Origin of the sequence: Psychrobacter sp. TWP2-1-2, from assembly GCF_049896785.1 — a bacterium.
GTDB lineage: Bacteria > Pseudomonadota > Gammaproteobacteria > Pseudomonadales > Moraxellaceae > Psychrobacter.
Genome location: NZ_JAFCVA010000002.1, coordinates 107,227 through 122,065, shown reverse-complemented (window position 1 = coordinate 122,065; position 14,839 = coordinate 107,227). Strand labels below are relative to the sequence as shown.

Below are 14,839 nucleotides of genomic sequence, written 5' to 3'. Positions count from 1 at the left end.
TTGCGTGTGCCTGTAAGCGATTACACTTTTGAGCTATCCTGTTTTTAAAAAATATAGCAATGAAAGATATTCTTTTTAACATACTGTCTTTAATGACGATACATAATAGCTGGTCATGGCAAGTAGCGGTACCTGTTAGCTATCAGCATAAAAAAAGCAGAGCACGATTGATAACCTGTACTCTGCTTTTATAAGTAACAATTATTATAAGTAATAGCCATTTACTCAAAGCATGAAATCTAACAATCTCGTTAGCGGCGCGCTTTTTGATAAAGCGGCATCACTTTAGGCATTAACGATTGCAATTGAGCAATACGATTGCTGCTGGTCGGGTGAGTGCTTAAGAACTGCGGTGGCTCACCTTGGCTTGCGCTTTGCATTTTCTGCCATAAGGTAACCGCTGCTTGCGGATTATAGCCAGCACGTGCCATTAACTCTAGACCAATCTGATCGGCTTCAGCTTCTTGTGTGCGACTGTGTGGACGGCTCAGCCCCAAATCCCCAGCAACGTTTGCTAGTTCAGCTTGACCTTGTGACAGTCCAAAGATGCTAGCAGCCACGCCGATACCAGTCTGCGTCGCATACTGACGCGATAGGCGCTCACGTGAGTGCTCACGCAGCGCATGTGACATCTCATGACCCATAATAGCCGCAATCTCGTCATCGGTGAGATTCAGGCGGTCAATGATACCCGAGTAAAACATGATTTTGCCACCCGGCACCACAAAGGCATTCAGCTCATTAGATTTGATCGTATGAACTTCCCATTGCCATTTCGCCGCATCTGGACGGTAGACGCCGACCTGACCGACCAAACGATTAGCGATGTTCTTTAAGCGATTAAGCTGAGCTTTATTGGTATCTAGTACGCCGCGCGCTTTTGCTTCTTGCAACGTTTTGGCATAACTCTGTGCAGACAGCTGCAAAACTTGCTCACTAGAAACCAGTAATAGCTGCTGACGGTCAACGCCAACGGCCCCAGTACTGGTGGTGCTAGTACAGCCTGTCAGGGCTAGTGCCGACAATGAAGCGGCCATCACGGTGCTGGTCAGTAATTTTTTCATAATAAACATCCTCGCTGTAAATGATAAAAAGTAAAATAGAACAAAGTGGCGGTTAATAACAAAGCGGCTGTTATCAAAGCGGCTATTAATAGCAAAGCGACTATCGTTGAAACAATTATCGTTCAAATGACTCGAATTAAATTTTTTGTGGAATAAAGAGTCAAAGCAGCAAGTAAGGCAATTTTTTATTAATGTTCTACCTATGCTTGCTACGTGACCTCAACAGTAAAATTTTACCCGAACTGTCATTAGGCATAAGTATAATAATGTTACTAAGGCAAAACCAATGCAGGAAAAGTAACAATACAGCGTAGGATTGTAAGTGAGAGGGACGTTGACACCAACAAATCTATTTTTCGCTATTAACGTCTATAAACTTGATAGGCGGCATAAATCTCAGTCAAAAAATAGTCTCATAGGTAATGAGATACTACCTACAAGGACAGAGCTTTAGATTTTTAACATTATTGTGAAAAATAATTGATATTATTTAAAATAAATAATTATTTCTAAATCAATTATTTATGATAATTACATCAATAAATAGCGAGTTAAAGACATAATATTGGAAATAAACGTTAAAAATGAGGTTGACAGGGTTAGAATATCTGATAGAATAGCCAGCCTATCGAGACGGAGTTGTTGTTAACAACACTACAATTCGATAATCAGCGGGAATAGCTCAGTGGTAGAGCATAACCTTGCCAAGGTTGGGGTCGAGAGTTCGAATCTCTTTTCCCGCTCCAAATATGGCTTGAAAAAGCATCAAAGCCTCACTTTATTGTGAGGCTTTTTTTTGTCCTGATTTTAAGGATTGTCATTATTTCTTAAGAACATTTCGATGACATGCCAAGTTACTATCGACGGAATTCACGACATAGATTACTAAAAGTTGCAGCGCCAAAACTAAGTTACAAAAGGTGGTCAATTTGACACATTAGCCTCAGTTTAATCACGCATAATTATATAGATCGTTTAAACGAATATAACAACAAATAATCCATCTATAGACCATGATGATAATAAGGAATAATTATGCAAGAATTCAAACATAGAGCATTTAATGAATTATTTGATCTGTCAGGAAAAACCGCAATTGTGACAGGTGGTGCAAATGGTATTGGTAAAGCAACGGCGTTACGTCTAGCACAAGCTGGGGCAAATATCGCTATCGCTGATTTAAAACTAGAAGATGCAAAGGCTGCGGTCAAGGATATCGAAGTGTATGGTGTCAGAGGCTTGGCAGTCGAATGTAATATCTTAAAAGATGAAGATTTGGTCGCTATGGTAGATAAGGTCGTCGCTGAATTTGGCACTGTCAATATTTTAATCAATAATGCTGGTGGCGGCGGCGGTGGTCGTGAAAACCCAGCCACAGCATCGGTCGATGATATTCGCCGTGACTTTGAGTTGAATGTTTTTAGTGGCTGGCGCTTGTCGCAGTTATGCGTGCCACACATGAAAGCGTCGGGTTATGGCTCGATTGTATTTACCACTTCGATGTCGAGTATCAATAAAAGCCCGAACATGAGTGGTTATGCAGGATCAAAAGCGGCTGTCAATCATATGGTGGCGAACTTGGCACATGATTTTGGCCCTGAGGTACGTGTCAATGCGGTTGGCCCTGGTGCCACGCGTACTGATGCGTTAAAAACTGTACTAACACCAGAAATCGAAAAGAAAATGCTAGAGCATACGCCGATTCAACGTTTGGGTGAAGCCGATGATATCGCTGGTGCTATGCTGTATTTTGCCGCACCACTATCTGAGTGGGTCAGTGGTCAAACCATATTTGTGAATGGCGGCGGTGTGCAGACCTTAGACTAAGTTTATCTGCATATGAAAGTATTTAAACCATGATGTTAAAGCTATAGTAAATAGTAAAAAAGCCGTTATGAAAAGCGTCATCCAATGTATAGTTGGGTGACGCTTTTATCGTTTTAGACCTATGTTTTATGATAAAGATGCTGGCGCATTGATAGGCTGTATCTTTCAGTTGACTGAATGTGCTCAATTAAAGAGTATTCAAGTAACTCAAGTTATTAAAAGCAAATATGAGCGACCTCATTGCAAAAGGTTTGCTTGCCATTTTTAAAGCCTGCGATGGCTTGTGAATTGATTCTAATCGCTTCTACCGCGTCTTTCGCTTCTAATATGACTAGGGTAGCCGGTGCTCCTACTTTAATCTCCGTTTGCCGTGACAAAAGCTTCGCTGCATTTTTGCTAATCATATCGAATACCTCCGCTATCTGCTCATCTTTTGCTAATTGAGTGATATTGGCATACATATTTGCCATTCTAATCAGTGAGGCATCACCGTAAGGCGTGAAAGCATTTAAAATATTATTGCTAGAAATAGTCGTATTGATGCCCATTGCTAATAGCTCATTGGCGTTGACCATGCCTCTAGGAATGAGCGCATCATAATCACGCCCATTCAAAAATATATCGGTGGCTGGTAACACCGTCAAGGTAATGTCAGCGAATTTCAGTAATGCAGCCATTTCCATACGTTTGTCTTTGTCCATCGCCGACAGTTTAGTCACATGACCAATAGACACGCGACCTTGATAATGGCGCCTGATGGTTTCTTCAACCAATTTTGGAATGCTCGAGCCTTGTGGATCCAGATCAAAATCTAAATGAAAATCAACATCGACGTCAAACTGCTCAGCCAAGTCAAACACCATTTCAATATGCTTGTGAGGATTCTCATCTTTGTATGGGCAACCACCAACCAAATCAGCGCCTTGTGACAATGCCAGTTTTAGTAGCTCATGAGTATGCAGGTCATTGGTCAATCCTGATTGTGCAAAGGCGCAAATCTCTATATCGATGGCAAATGCATAGGTGTCGCGGGCTTTTTTGATGGCATTGAAGGCACGCATCTCTGTTTTTGAATCTGTTTCAACAAAAGTGCGCAGACCAACGGTTCCTTTTTTAATCGCCATCTCAATCACTCGTGAAGCACGATTAAACACATCTATTTCCGTAAAATCCTTTTTAGCCTTACCTGTTTCTTCAACAGCCTCGTTTAAATCACCTTGCTCTATAGTACAGCGATCAAGGATGCAGGCTTTATCAAGGTGAATGTGGCTCTCATAGAATCCTGCACAGACAAAATAACCTTTAGCATCGTAAATTGCTCTTGGCGCATCATCATGTTCAGTTTTTTTTGGAACGTCGTCAATACTCTCGATATAAGCGCCGTTTATACTGATATTGACCAAGTTTTTATGATTTGGTAATTGGGCATTTTTTATAAGTAAATCAAACATCGTTTTTCCTTAGTGGTTTGCTTGGAGTGATTCAACGATCAATGGCATTTTAGTGTCAAGAGTGGGGGTTTTAAACTTTAAATCCGCATGACTATTCGATGTTTTTATTTTTTCCTACTCAACGGTCGTTTTTTGTTCATGAGTGGTTAGGGGCAAGCGTCATCGAGTCTAATATATGGAATATAATGACCACCGCTACGGTATGTAGACTTTGTTTATAAATAGACTATATCGTTTTTACCAAAAAACATACTTAGTTATTGATATTTTATTGTTATAATTATCTTATAAGTTTTGATTGTAAGTTAAGATATACTAATAATACAAAGAGTAAATAATAAGCTGAATTTAGCTTCATACCTTGAAACTACGAAGGCATTTCTGTGATGGAATGACTTCATGTAAATACAATCAGATAAACAGGAAAAAGTATGTCAAATATCGATGAGTCATTACAAGAATTAATGAATCTTGATGGTGCAATGGGTGGCTGTATCGTCGACTATATGTCAGGCATGGTACTTGGTATGGCTGGCGGCGGCGTTGACTTAGAACTTGCAGCAGCAGGTAACTCGCAAGTGGTAAAGGCGAAAGTAGCAACGATGAAATCATTAGATATCAAAGGTGAAATCGAAGATATGTTGATCACCTTGGAGTCTCAACTGCACATCATTCGTCCTACAGCCAAGCATGAAGACTTGTTTATTTATTTGGTGCTTGATAAATCAAAAGCCAATCTTGCATTAGTCCGCCGTAAGGTACAAGCGGTAGAAAATAAACTAGAGGTATAACTCGGTTGGTCGTGTTCAACAAATGAGTGATTTATCAAACTCTCCTTGTTGCTTATCGCGCCTTAAATAAGACAAGACTGGCAACAAGGTCAAATTCGTTATGTACGTACTGTACATAGCGAATTATTATTTTATAAGCAGTAGGAATAACTTAACGAGCGTGAGCCGTTTTATCAAGTGGTGGCAAAATGAAGTGTATTGCATACGTCAGTAGAGTGCCAATCAGTGATCGTACTATTCGAATGCCTACTGGGTTATCAGACATCGTTAGCGTCTCTCGTAAGCATAATCCAAAATCGCAAATTACGGGTATCATCTCTTACCGTGACGGTCAGTATCTGCAAGTGCTAGAAGGCCCCTATCTTGAAGTAGACAAGTTAATGAGTAAGATAGCTTCTGATCCTAGACATGAAGATCTTTGGGTGTTTTTGGATGTGCGCGTGATCAAACGCAGCTTTAATAATTGGGCTGTGAGCGTGTTTGATTTTGTGGATCAAGGCAACTTTTTTAATGCGTTCATTGAGAATAATAGCGCTGTGTTAAACAGCTTTAATGAGTCTCAATAAAGACGTATTCAACCGTTTATTGATATAAAAAACTCTGATACGGTGCCTGAAAAGTATTATGAAGGTAAGGATTTAAGATTGCTGGCATGGCCTGATCTCAACAATGAAAGCCAGCCGCAAATGATGATGAACCTGTGTATCAAATTGACTAAAAAGCCTTATTCGTTTAATGCACTAGCGGATAGTGGTGATTTTGGCAGCCATCATCAAGTCACACAGATTATCAGAGAGTTTGATCGTTTAGGTTTATTGAGTGTCACAGAGGCAGCACCGATACATGAGCAAACCGTAAATGAGAAAAAGCCTAATAAATTTTATGGTGCGATCAAAAAATTCTTAGGAATGAGGTAAAAAATTGAATTATCAGAAGCTAGCAATCATTGGTGAAGTAGGTGCTGGAAAAACTCGGTTGGTCAAAACCCTAAGCGAGATAAGCCCCATCGAAACAGAAGCAAAATCTAGTATCGATATCGGTAAAGAGTACACGACGGTCGGTATCGATTATGGGCGCATCACTCTGTCTGACGATATGGCGCTAGGTATTTACGGTGTGCCAGGTCAAGAGCGGTTTTCTTTTTTATGGGAGTTTGTCAATCAGTCGCTATGGGGATTGCTCATTTTGATTAGATATGACGAGATACCCGATTATGCCAATTTAGATAAGCTATTACACTTTTTTGCACCAGAAAAAAATCAGACCACGTGTATCATTGGTATCACTCATTGCGAGGATGCTGACAAAGATAGCCTTTCAGCACTGGGACAAGAAATAAGAGTGATGTTGATGCAGCATAACGTGGTGGCACCCGTGCTCCATACAGATCCTAGAAATAGAGAGTCCGCCGTGTCTCTGTTGTCATTATTTAATACCCTTAACAATCAAGACTAATGCCAGATATGACTATGTTAAAAGAAAAATTAGACGAAAAATCACCAGCAAAAATAGCGTTATTAAGCCACATGAAAGCATTGTGTGATGCCAATAGAGAAGTCATATTGGTTAGCTTATGCACCACAGATGGCTTTCCCATTAGTTGCTTTTCGATCAGTGAATTGAGCAATCAAACGGACAAGTTTGCAGCGATGAGTAGTACGCTATCAGCGCTGAGCGATTCATCCGCGAGTCAAATGAAGCAGGGCAAGTGCGACATCACTATCGTCGAAGCCACTGCTGGAAATATGCTATTTGTCAAAACTGACTATATCGGTAAACCTTGTGTATTGACTGTGGTAGCGCAGAATAAGATGGCACTAGCAGAAGCAAGATATAAAACCAAAAAACTGATTGGTGTCATTTCTGCTATCACTGAGTAAGGCGCACAAGTAACCAAGATTGCTGGATTCGGTAGGGCTATAAGCGATAATTTGACTGTGATAGACATGTGATATTATTTGCGTGAGCAAATATCGACACTGTATTCAGATATCGACCTTGTATAAAGGTAATGCCTTGACCTTTGACGGCCATATCTACCAAAAACTCAGCATTAGCGGTATTAATTTTGGCATAAATAGTGTGCTTATGCTTTCTGTCTTCTTCATCGGTCAGCTATAGGTTGCTTCTTTTGCCCAGACCATATTGTAAAAACTCATGATTTCTCAAATCTGCTAGCGTCTCAAGTAATCCCATTCTGCTCAGATAATCGGGACTGGTACAGAGCGAATAACGAGTCAGCGCCATCCGTTTTGCTTGGTCGCTGGAATCTTGCAGCTCTTAATACTCGACCAGCTCATACCCTTCTTCGATCAAGTCAATGTGTCGATCAGAAAAATCCAACTCAACGTTTAGGACGGGACAGCAGTGCTGTATCTATCGGTGATGGCGCGTAATGAAGAATTTATATAGTACACTGCGTAGAGGCTAGAGGCTTGTCGCGTATTAACTATCGGGCGAATAGATTGAATTTATGCTGTTGGCTCTATTCTAAAATGAATGGTTCTATTTTGAAGTAAACGGTTCTGCTGTGGCTATTTGACGCTATATTTACAGTGTTATTGTCCTGAAAGTTAGAGTAGTTAATTACAGTCAATAAATTTTTTTGATAGCTTATTTTTTATAACTTGTTCTTTGCTAGCTTAATATACAAAGCACCACTTAACGGATTGTTGAGCGGTGCTTTTTTGAGTCAAAATATCAGTTTTAGATAGTGGTTTTTTAGGTGCTAATTCTAACGGTACTGAGCTTAAAGATACTAAGCTTAAATATACTATCAAGGATAAATGGTTAGGCTTGGCTTTTGTTACGACCTATCAAGCTATTAGCTACCCATGCTGGACCAATTAATAAAAATTGTAAGTCTTCAAAAAACGAGGGTTTTTTACCTTCAATTTTATGACCGATGAACTGTCCAATCCAAGCAACCACAAAAACAGCTGCCCAAACCTTAAAGCCCCATGGTAATAATGCCATTACTGACAAACAGATAAGAATAAACATCCCCATCGCCAAGAATAACGGCGTGGATAGACGCATATAAAACAACAATACCAACGCGCTAAGTACCAAGGTAAACCAAACTGATAGCGACATGCCCATGCCTAACAGGCTGACAAATATCGTGGGAACGCATAGCCAATGGATTTTTTTATTGACTAGGTTTTGATGACTGACAGAATATTCACTAAGCCATTGCTCAAGTGTGCGTTTAGACAGGCGCTTTTGCTGAGTACGAGACATACTAACCTCCATGTTAGTAGATGAATTGAAAAATCTCTCCTATCAGTTGTAGCACTAATTGAGCCAGTCCACCACATTATCTGATAGACGCCACAGTCAAAACCTATAGCGTTATCAACATATTTGCCAATATCTGCGAGCTCTTTGGTTTTATTCTTTTGAGATATCAGCGCTTATGACCATACAAGATAACCGTTAACCTTGTTCACTGCGCTGCCATTCATACAAACCAATAAAAGCGTTTATTTGATATATCATGGTTTGAATGGCAAAAATGTAATTGCCCGACATTAGATTGACGATGAGCCAGACAAAGTTAACGATAATCCATAACCACCAGTTAAATGAATAGCGCAAAATCATTGCGGCTTGTGCAGTAATGGAGAGGACAAAAGCAATGACGTTGATCCAAAAGAAGGAGATAAATCCTAGGAATTTACTATTATCATCTTCAACCACTGCATAGCCATAGCTGGCTAGTAAATTATTTACCGTGGGAAAAAGTGCGAGACCAATAATAATAAAGGCGGCGGTAATCAACCAAACCGCTTTGCTCGCCGCCTTTGGTATCATGTCGCCATCAGGATCGGTATGTTTTGACCAATAAAAAATACCGTAGACATGGGTGAAAAAGTTAAAGAGCGGCGCGAGCATCAAACCGACTGCACCAGACGTCGCCTGCACGACGATTTCTCCCGCAGTCGCTGCCATTCCCAACCCGTTGCCCATGACGTTTTTGCGAAATGATAGCGAAACCACACAGACCAAACCAACGAAAGACACGCCCAAATAAAACATATCAAGTGTGGTGTGTTCTGTCGTGAGCCAAAAACCTGCGGATAAGGCTATCACCCCGCAAATGAACCAAGTGACAATCCATTGCATCGCCCACTTTCCAGTAATATTATCTAATAGCTGAATACGCATAAAGCCTTTTTCCTTAAAGTATTAAAACTACAATGAGTTCTTATTTTATTTTTTAGTATCATATTATTTTTGTATTATCGCTATTTTTACCATCTCCTCTATCTGCCATAAACATACTGATCGATAAGCAGCAGCGCTTGCTGATAGCGCGCATCGTAATCTGGCTGATCAACCATGTGCGGTTTGATATCATGACGAGCAAAAATATCGACGAGACGTCGCTCAAAGCGTCCACGCGCCTCAGGCGTGCCCAATGAGCGCATGCCATCATCAATCCACGGCGTATTGTTATCCAGCATAATGGTATGATCCAAGCGAAACTCATCGATACAAGCCGCCACAAAAGGATGGCTGCGACCTTCATATTCTTCACAAAATGCTTGAGTGGTCACAAAATCGGTATCAACGATGGTGACAGGAGCGGTCGCATTAGCCGCCGCATCTCTTATAGCTTGAGCATGCTGAAGGGCAATCGGACCATAGTCATTGTATTGTAGACCGACTTCACTACCGCCCAAATCTGTGCCGACATATAAGCGTCCCATCTCTAAAGCAAAGCTGGCGCCATAATAATTGGCCAGTTTATGTACCAATGTGGTCTTACCCGAACTTTCACCGCCAACAATCGCCACCGTTTTGGTATAGTCGCCGCGCGCTTGGGGATGAATAGCTGACCAATGCGCGACTGGGTTACGAGCGATGGCATAAGAATCAAACTCAGGCTGTAACGGGGTCGTGACGACTGGCATCGATAATCGCTCATAGACATCACTCTGCGCCAATGGGTGGTTTTCTGCGACAAACAAGACTGTATCTGCTGGTAAGTCGAGCGCTGTCGTCAAACGTTGTAGTTTGGCATTGCTGGTAGGAATGTCGATTGTCACATCAACGAAGCTATCATGTAGCGGCAGCTCAATCTCATGAGTGGTATGAATCTGGATAAATGGCAAATCAGCACACGCCATCTGTAGCCAACGTGCTTTGTCTTGCAAAGTAATCTCAAAGTCTGGATGCGGTGCTGGATGCGCCATAATGATAATATGCAAGGTTTTCACTTGTCCTGCCGCAGCCAATATACTGCGCATTTGACCTAAATGTAGTGGCTCAAAATGTCCAATCATCAATCCTGACTCGTACATAGCTTTCCTTAATTTTTAGTCATGCTTCATCACACTAATTTTATAGATAGACTGCTGGAATATCTGTTATTTACCAGCATGTTATAAAGGTTTAAGGCGATTTACAGGTAGGTTATTGTAAAGGGGTATCTTTTTATACGACTTTATACGACTTTTTTCTGATAAAAATATGACCAAGTTATTAATTTAACTGTAAGTGTTTGAGTATCTCACCATTTCTGAAGGTCCATCTACACAATATCTATGTGCTGAAAATGGCTAAATATTGGATTTGTAACAACATGTGTAATATGGCAGCAATAAAGCTAATCTTGAAACATTTTGAAATAACTATTTAAAATCAGCAGTTTATGAGGTTTTATGACAGATTAGGGCAAGCTTGCTTAGCATAAACTCACAAAGTACGTCTATACGTTCAACAGATAAATATTAAATAGTTGCTATACTTATCCATAAGTTAAGAAGGCTAAGCAGCTTCCTAACTACAATCGGAAAAAAGCATAAAAACAGAAGAAAAAAAGCAGAATTTCAAATAACAATAGAAATGATAGAGAGGTATTTGATTTGGCTAAACTAGCAAAACTACATCGCTCACAGAACAATCGCATGATAGCAGGTGTGATGGGCGGCATTGCCGAATACGTTGGCTGGTCACCGACTTGGGTGAGAGTATTATTCGTGATTATCTCATCCTTGAGTGCAGCAGTACCTGGCATCTTAATTTATATAATTTTATGGATAATCATGCCAAAAGCGACTAGTGCGTCTTACCAATAAGATTTTTTTATATTTGCTCGTATCTTTTTAATAGCTTAATAGCAGTACTATTTTAATATTATCGTTTTGATAGCATCACTATCGAGATTAGCTCAGATAGATTTTTACCAAAAAAAGAGAATAGCAGTTCGACTAAAAAACAAAAAGCCTGACTCATCAGGATACCAAAGACATACCTTTCCTCCTGCCCAGATGCTCGCGCATTTGGGTATTTTTTTATCTGCTACTTTTGTGCCTCCTATATTGCAGCAGTTTGATTATAAATGAGCCTTATAACGACTCGTTTAGGTCTGCAGCATAAATTTAATTGATGTAAATATAGATAAAACAGTCAATTTTTAGTAAGGTGAGCAGGCAAATAGAGTCGTTGCCGAATAGGCTATATGAGTGCTATCAAAACTTTATTTATAAATATCCATTCCACAGTGGCTTTACTATGAAAACCCAAACTATGACATCCCAAGCGACAACTCCGATGATAGAAAATACAGACCCTCAACCGATGACGTTTCAGGATTTAATCCTAACCCTACAGAATTATTGGGCAGATAAGGGCTGCGTTATTTTGCAGCCTTATGATATGGAAGTCGGCGCGGGTACTTTTCACACCGCGACATTTTTACGCTCGTTAGGTCCTGAGCGTTGGAATGCTGCTTATGTGCAGCCATCACGTCGTCCAACTGATGGTCGCTACGGTGACAACCCCAACCGTTTGCAGCATTACTATCAGTTTCAAGTGGTGCTAAAGCCAAATCCACCCAATATCCAAGAGCTGTATTTGGACTCGCTAAGAGCCATTGGTATCGATCCATTAGTGCACGATGTGCGTTTCGTTGAAGATAACTGGGAGTCGCCAACGCTGGGTGCGTGGGGACTAGGCTGGGAGATTTGGCTCAACGGCATGGAAGTGACGCAGTTTACGTATTTCCAGCAAGTAGGCGGTCTTGAGTGCTTCCCGGTGACTGGTGAAATCACTTATGGACTTGAGCGCTTGGCAATGTATGTGCAGGGTGTTGACAGCGTTTACGATTTGGTCTGGGCAGATGGTGAGTTTGGTCGCGTCACTTATGGCGATGTCTTCCATCAAAACGAAGTTGAGCAGTCGACTTATAACTTTGAGCACGCTGATGTGCCAATGATGGGCGAGATGTTTGACTTTTATGAGCAGCAAGCAGATAAGTTGGTTGCCGAAGGTTTGCCATTACCTGCCTATGAGATGGTACTAAAAGCCTCACATGCTTTTAATTTACTCGATGCTCGTGGTGCGATTTCAGTGACCGAACGTCAGCGTTTTATCCTACGTGTGCGTACGCTTGCCCGTAAGGTTGCCATTGGTTACGTTGAAGCACGCGCTAAGTTAGGCTTTCCATTAGCGGATGAGGCACATCGTCAAGCGGCGCTCGATAAGTATTTGCCAAAAGAAGAAGCCGCTGAGAATACAGAAATCAATCAAGCTATTGATAACAACCAATCTACTAATAACAATAAATAGGAGCATCCCATGAGTACTATTCTATTTGAACTGGGGTGTGAAGAGCTACCTCCAAAAAGCCTAAAACCTCTACGTGATGCGCTACAAGCGAGTGTCACTGAACAATTGAATGAAGCAGAAATTAGCTTCGATAGTATCAAAGCCTTTGCTGCCCCGCGTCGTTTAGCGCTTCAAATTCAGGGCATTAGCGATAAGCAGCCGGATCGTAGCGAGCAAAAGCGCGGTCCTGCGATTAAAGCTGCCTTTGATGCGGAAGGTAATCCAACACGTGCAGCGATGGGTTTTGCCAAGGGTTTAGGCATTGAAGCCAGTGAGCTGATAACGATTAACACCGACAAAGGTAATTATGTTGGTTATGAGCAAGTCATTCATGGTCAAGCAACTACTGAACTGTTAGCTACCATTTTTCAGACTGCACTAGACAATCTACCGATTGCTAAGCGTATGCGTTCAGGTGCCAGCCGCAATGAATTTGTGCGTCCAGTCCAGTGGGCGGTATTGATGCAAGATAGTACTGTCATTGATGCGACTATCCAAGGCCATCAAACAGGCACGCAAACTCGTGGCCACCGCTTCCATAGTCCTAACTATCATGAGATTGCGCACGCCAATGACTACGAAGAATTACTAGGCGGTTTAAAAGTCGTGGCTGATTTTGATAAGCGTCAAATGCTGATCAAAAACCAAGTCAAAGCACTAGCAGATGAGGTCAATGCTGATGCTATCGTGCCGCAAGATTTGTTGGATGAAGTCACCGCATTGGTTGATTTTCCGATTGCACTGCGAGCAAGCTTTGAGCCACGTTTTTTACAGGTACCGCAAGAAGCGCTTATTTCTACCATGCAAGCGGATCAGAAGTATTTTTGCTTAACTGATAAAGCAGGCAAGTTGCAGCCTTACTTTATTTTTATTACCAACATTGAGTCAAAAGATCCCAATCAAATTATCGAAGGTAATGAGAAAGTCGTACGTCCGCGTTTAGCCGATGCCGAGTTTTTCTTCTTGCAAGACCAGAAGCAGCCATTGTTTGCGTTGACAGAAAGCCTCAAAACTCGCGTTTTCCAAGACAAGCTGGGTACGATTTGGGAAAAATCTGAGCGTATTGCCAAGCTTGCCGCCTTTATTGCCGCCTTGATGCAACAGCAAGGTCAGCAGATTGATATCGATGAAACGGTGCGTGCGGGTATTTTATCCAAAGCAGATTTAGCTAGCTCGCTCGTAGGTGAATATCCTGAATTACAAGGCATTGCAGGCACTTATTATGCGCGTTTGAATAATGAGCCTGAAGCAGTCGCGGCAAGTTTAGAAGAGCAATATTTACCTAAGTTCAGCGGTGATGTATTACCACAGACGCCAATTGGTATTTGCTTAGCATTAGCTGACCGTTTAGATACGCTTGTTGGTATTTTTGCCATTGACCAAGCACCGACGGGTTCAAAAGATCCGTTCAGTCTACGTCGCTCAGCCATCGGTATCTTGCGTATTTTGATCGAAAAGCAATTGCCAATTAATTTGGTAGCGCTCGTTGAACAAGCGATCAAAGGCTATAGTGACGCTGAAGGCAGCAAGATTGAAAAAATGGGCGATACGTTTACTCAGGTCATGGCATTCTTAAACTCGCGCTATCGTGCGATGTATACCGAGCAGGGCGTGAGCGTCGATACCATTCAGGCAGTGCAAGCGATTAACCCGCATATGCCGCTCGATTTTGATCAGCGTATTCGCGCGGTACAAGACTTTAGCGAATTGTCACAAGCTTCAATGCTTGCTGATTCAAACAAGCGTGTCGCCAATATATTGGCCAAATCAGAAGTGAGTGTCGCTGATACTGTCGATGAAGCGCTATTGTCTGAGCCTGCGGAGCAAAGCTTATATGCAAGTGTGCTGCAAGCGCAGACGGCGGTTAAACCGATGCTAGAACAAGCGGATTACACACAAGTGTTGCAAACGCTTGCCAGCTTAGATAAGCCGCTGACGCAATTCTTTGATAATGTGATGGTCAACAGTGAAGACGCCGCCCTTAAAAACAACCGCTTAGCGCTGCTTAAGCAAGTACGCGCATTGTTTTTAACCGTCGCTGATATCAGTGAGTTGCAGCTATAGTTTCACTAATATAGATCGCTCACTT

The 14,839-nt window shown here is 41.6% G+C and carries 14 protein-coding genes and 1 tRNA gene; 10 read left to right on the top strand and 5 right to left on the bottom strand.

Annotated elements, in window-relative coordinates; translation table 11 throughout:
* Positions 1–251: 251 nt before the first annotated feature.
* Entirely contained in the window at positions 252–1,064 is an 813-nt protein-coding gene (locus ACP7AE_RS02475) for a M48 family metallopeptidase (RefSeq protein ID WP_045453551.1), read from the bottom strand.
* 671 nt (positions 1,065–1,735) lie between these two features.
* On the opposite strand from ACP7AE_RS02475, the gene ACP7AE_RS02470 reads away from it, so the two are divergent.
* Together ACP7AE_RS02470 and ACP7AE_RS02465 are read left to right on the top strand one after the other, a co-directional pair.
* Positions 1,736–1,810: transfer RNA gene (locus tag ACP7AE_RS02470), tRNA-Gly, on the top strand.
* Positions 1,811–2,099: 289 nt separating this feature from the next.
* Entirely contained in the window at positions 2,100–2,891 is a 792-nt protein-coding gene (locus tag ACP7AE_RS02465; RefSeq protein ID WP_201540093.1) for a glucose 1-dehydrogenase, read from the top strand.
* A 215-nt stretch (positions 2,892–3,106) separates the two neighbouring features.
* Here ACP7AE_RS02465 and ACP7AE_RS02460 read toward each other — a convergent pair whose 3' ends face one another.
* Entirely contained in the window at positions 3,107–4,342 is a 1,236-nt protein-coding gene (locus ACP7AE_RS02460) for an amidohydrolase family protein (protein WP_426241231.1), read from the bottom strand.
* A 431-nt stretch (positions 4,343–4,773) separates the two neighbouring features.
* On the opposite strand from ACP7AE_RS02460, the gene ACP7AE_RS02455 reads away from it, so the two are divergent.
* The 5 genes from ACP7AE_RS02455 (at position 4,774) to ACP7AE_RS02435 (ending at position 7,013) form a co-directional block, all read left to right on the top strand.
* Positions 4,774–5,133, top strand: a complete 360-nt coding sequence (locus ACP7AE_RS02455; protein WP_426241230.1) for a roadblock/LC7 domain-containing protein — start codon at positions 4,774–4,776, stop codon at positions 5,131–5,133.
* A gap of 188 nt (positions 5,134–5,321) precedes the next feature.
* Complete coding sequence (locus tag ACP7AE_RS02450; RefSeq protein ID WP_426241229.1) at positions 5,322–5,699, top strand: BLUF domain-containing protein; 378 nt, start codon at positions 5,322–5,324, stop codon at positions 5,697–5,699.
* Between the two features lie 78 nt (positions 5,700–5,777).
* On the top strand, positions 5,778–6,050 hold the full coding sequence (locus ACP7AE_RS02445; RefSeq protein ID WP_426241228.1) for a hypothetical protein: 273 nt from the start codon (positions 5,778–5,780) through the stop codon (positions 6,048–6,050).
* 4 nt (positions 6,051–6,054) lie between these two features.
* Positions 6,055–6,588 carry a GTP-binding protein gene (locus ACP7AE_RS02440; protein ID WP_426241227.1) on the top strand — a complete coding sequence of 178 codons (534 nt, stop codon included), beginning with the start codon at positions 6,055–6,057 and terminating at the stop codon, positions 6,586–6,588.
* A gap of 8 nt (positions 6,589–6,596) precedes the next feature.
* Complete coding sequence (locus tag ACP7AE_RS02435) at positions 6,597–7,013, top strand: roadblock/LC7 domain-containing protein (RefSeq protein ID WP_140412966.1); 417 nt, start codon at positions 6,597–6,599, stop codon at positions 7,011–7,013.
* Between the two features lie 910 nt (positions 7,014–7,923).
* Here the strand turns inward: ACP7AE_RS02435 and ACP7AE_RS02430 are convergent.
* The 3 genes from ACP7AE_RS02430 to nadR form a co-directional block, all read right to left on the bottom strand.
* A complete protein-coding gene (locus ACP7AE_RS02430; protein WP_426241226.1) occupies positions 7,924–8,376 on the bottom strand; it encodes a DUF962 domain-containing protein in 453 nt (150 codons plus the stop codon).
* 195 nt (positions 8,377–8,571) lie between these two features.
* Complete coding sequence (pnuC, locus tag ACP7AE_RS02425; protein WP_426241225.1) at positions 8,572–9,303, bottom strand: nicotinamide riboside transporter PnuC; 732 nt, start codon at positions 9,301–9,303, stop codon at positions 8,572–8,574.
* A 98-nt stretch (positions 9,304–9,401) separates the two neighbouring features.
* Entirely contained in the window at positions 9,402–10,442 is a 1,041-nt protein-coding gene (gene nadR / locus ACP7AE_RS02420) for a multifunctional transcriptional regulator/nicotinamide-nucleotide adenylyltransferase/ribosylnicotinamide kinase NadR (RefSeq protein ID WP_201540087.1), read from the bottom strand.
* A gap of 564 nt (positions 10,443–11,006) precedes the next feature.
* Here nadR and ACP7AE_RS02415 point away from each other — a divergent pair.
* From ACP7AE_RS02415 to glyS, 3 genes are all read left to right on the top strand, one after another.
* Positions 11,007–11,219 carry a PspC domain-containing protein gene (locus ACP7AE_RS02415; protein WP_045454060.1) on the top strand — a complete coding sequence of 71 codons (213 nt, stop codon included), beginning with the start codon at positions 11,007–11,009 and terminating at the stop codon, positions 11,217–11,219.
* 502 nt (positions 11,220–11,721) lie between these two features.
* Entirely contained in the window at positions 11,722–12,711 is a 990-nt protein-coding gene (glyQ, locus tag ACP7AE_RS02410; protein ID WP_426241360.1) for a glycine--tRNA ligase subunit alpha, read from the top strand.
* Between the two features lie 9 nt (positions 12,712–12,720).
* Entirely contained in the window at positions 12,721–14,814 is a 2,094-nt protein-coding gene (gene glyS, locus ACP7AE_RS02405; protein WP_426241224.1) for a glycine--tRNA ligase subunit beta, read from the top strand.
* Positions 14,815–14,839 lie beyond the last annotated feature (25 nt).

What these genes read in the sequence shown, in the direction of transcription:
- ACP7AE_RS02475 (WP_045453551.1), bottom strand. Translation starts at nt 1,064, where the DNA reads ATGAAAAAATTACTGACCAGCACCGTGATGGCCGCTTCATTGTCGGCA.
- ACP7AE_RS02465 (WP_201540093.1), top strand. Translation starts at nt 2,100, where the DNA reads ATGCAAGAATTCAAACATAGAGCATTTAATGAATTATTTGATCTGTCA.
- ACP7AE_RS02460 (WP_426241231.1), bottom strand. Translation starts at nt 4,342, where the DNA reads ATGTTTGATTTACTTATAAAAAATGCCCAATTACCAAATCATAAAAAC.
- ACP7AE_RS02455 (WP_426241230.1), top strand. Translation starts at nt 4,774, where the DNA reads ATGTCAAATATCGATGAGTCATTACAAGAATTAATGAATCTTGATGGT.
- ACP7AE_RS02450 (WP_426241229.1), top strand. Translation starts at nt 5,322, where the DNA reads ATGAAGTGTATTGCATACGTCAGTAGAGTGCCAATCAGTGATCGTACT.
- ACP7AE_RS02435 (WP_140412966.1), top strand. Translation starts at nt 6,597, where the DNA reads ATGACTATGTTAAAAGAAAAATTAGACGAAAAATCACCAGCAAAAATA.
- ACP7AE_RS02430 (WP_426241226.1), bottom strand. Translation starts at nt 8,376, where the DNA reads ATGTCTCGTACTCAGCAAAAGCGCCTGTCTAAACGCACACTTGAGCAA.
- pnuC (WP_426241225.1), bottom strand. Translation starts at nt 9,303, where the DNA reads ATGCGTATTCAGCTATTAGATAATATTACTGGAAAGTGGGCGATGCAA.
- nadR (WP_201540087.1), bottom strand. Translation starts at nt 10,442, where the DNA reads ATGTACGAGTCAGGATTGATGATTGGACATTTTGAGCCACTACATTTA.
- glyQ (WP_426241360.1), top strand. Translation starts at nt 11,722, where the DNA reads ATGACGTTTCAGGATTTAATCCTAACCCTACAGAATTATTGGGCAGAT.
- glyS (WP_426241224.1), top strand. Translation starts at nt 12,721, where the DNA reads ATGAGTACTATTCTATTTGAACTGGGGTGTGAAGAGCTACCTCCAAAA.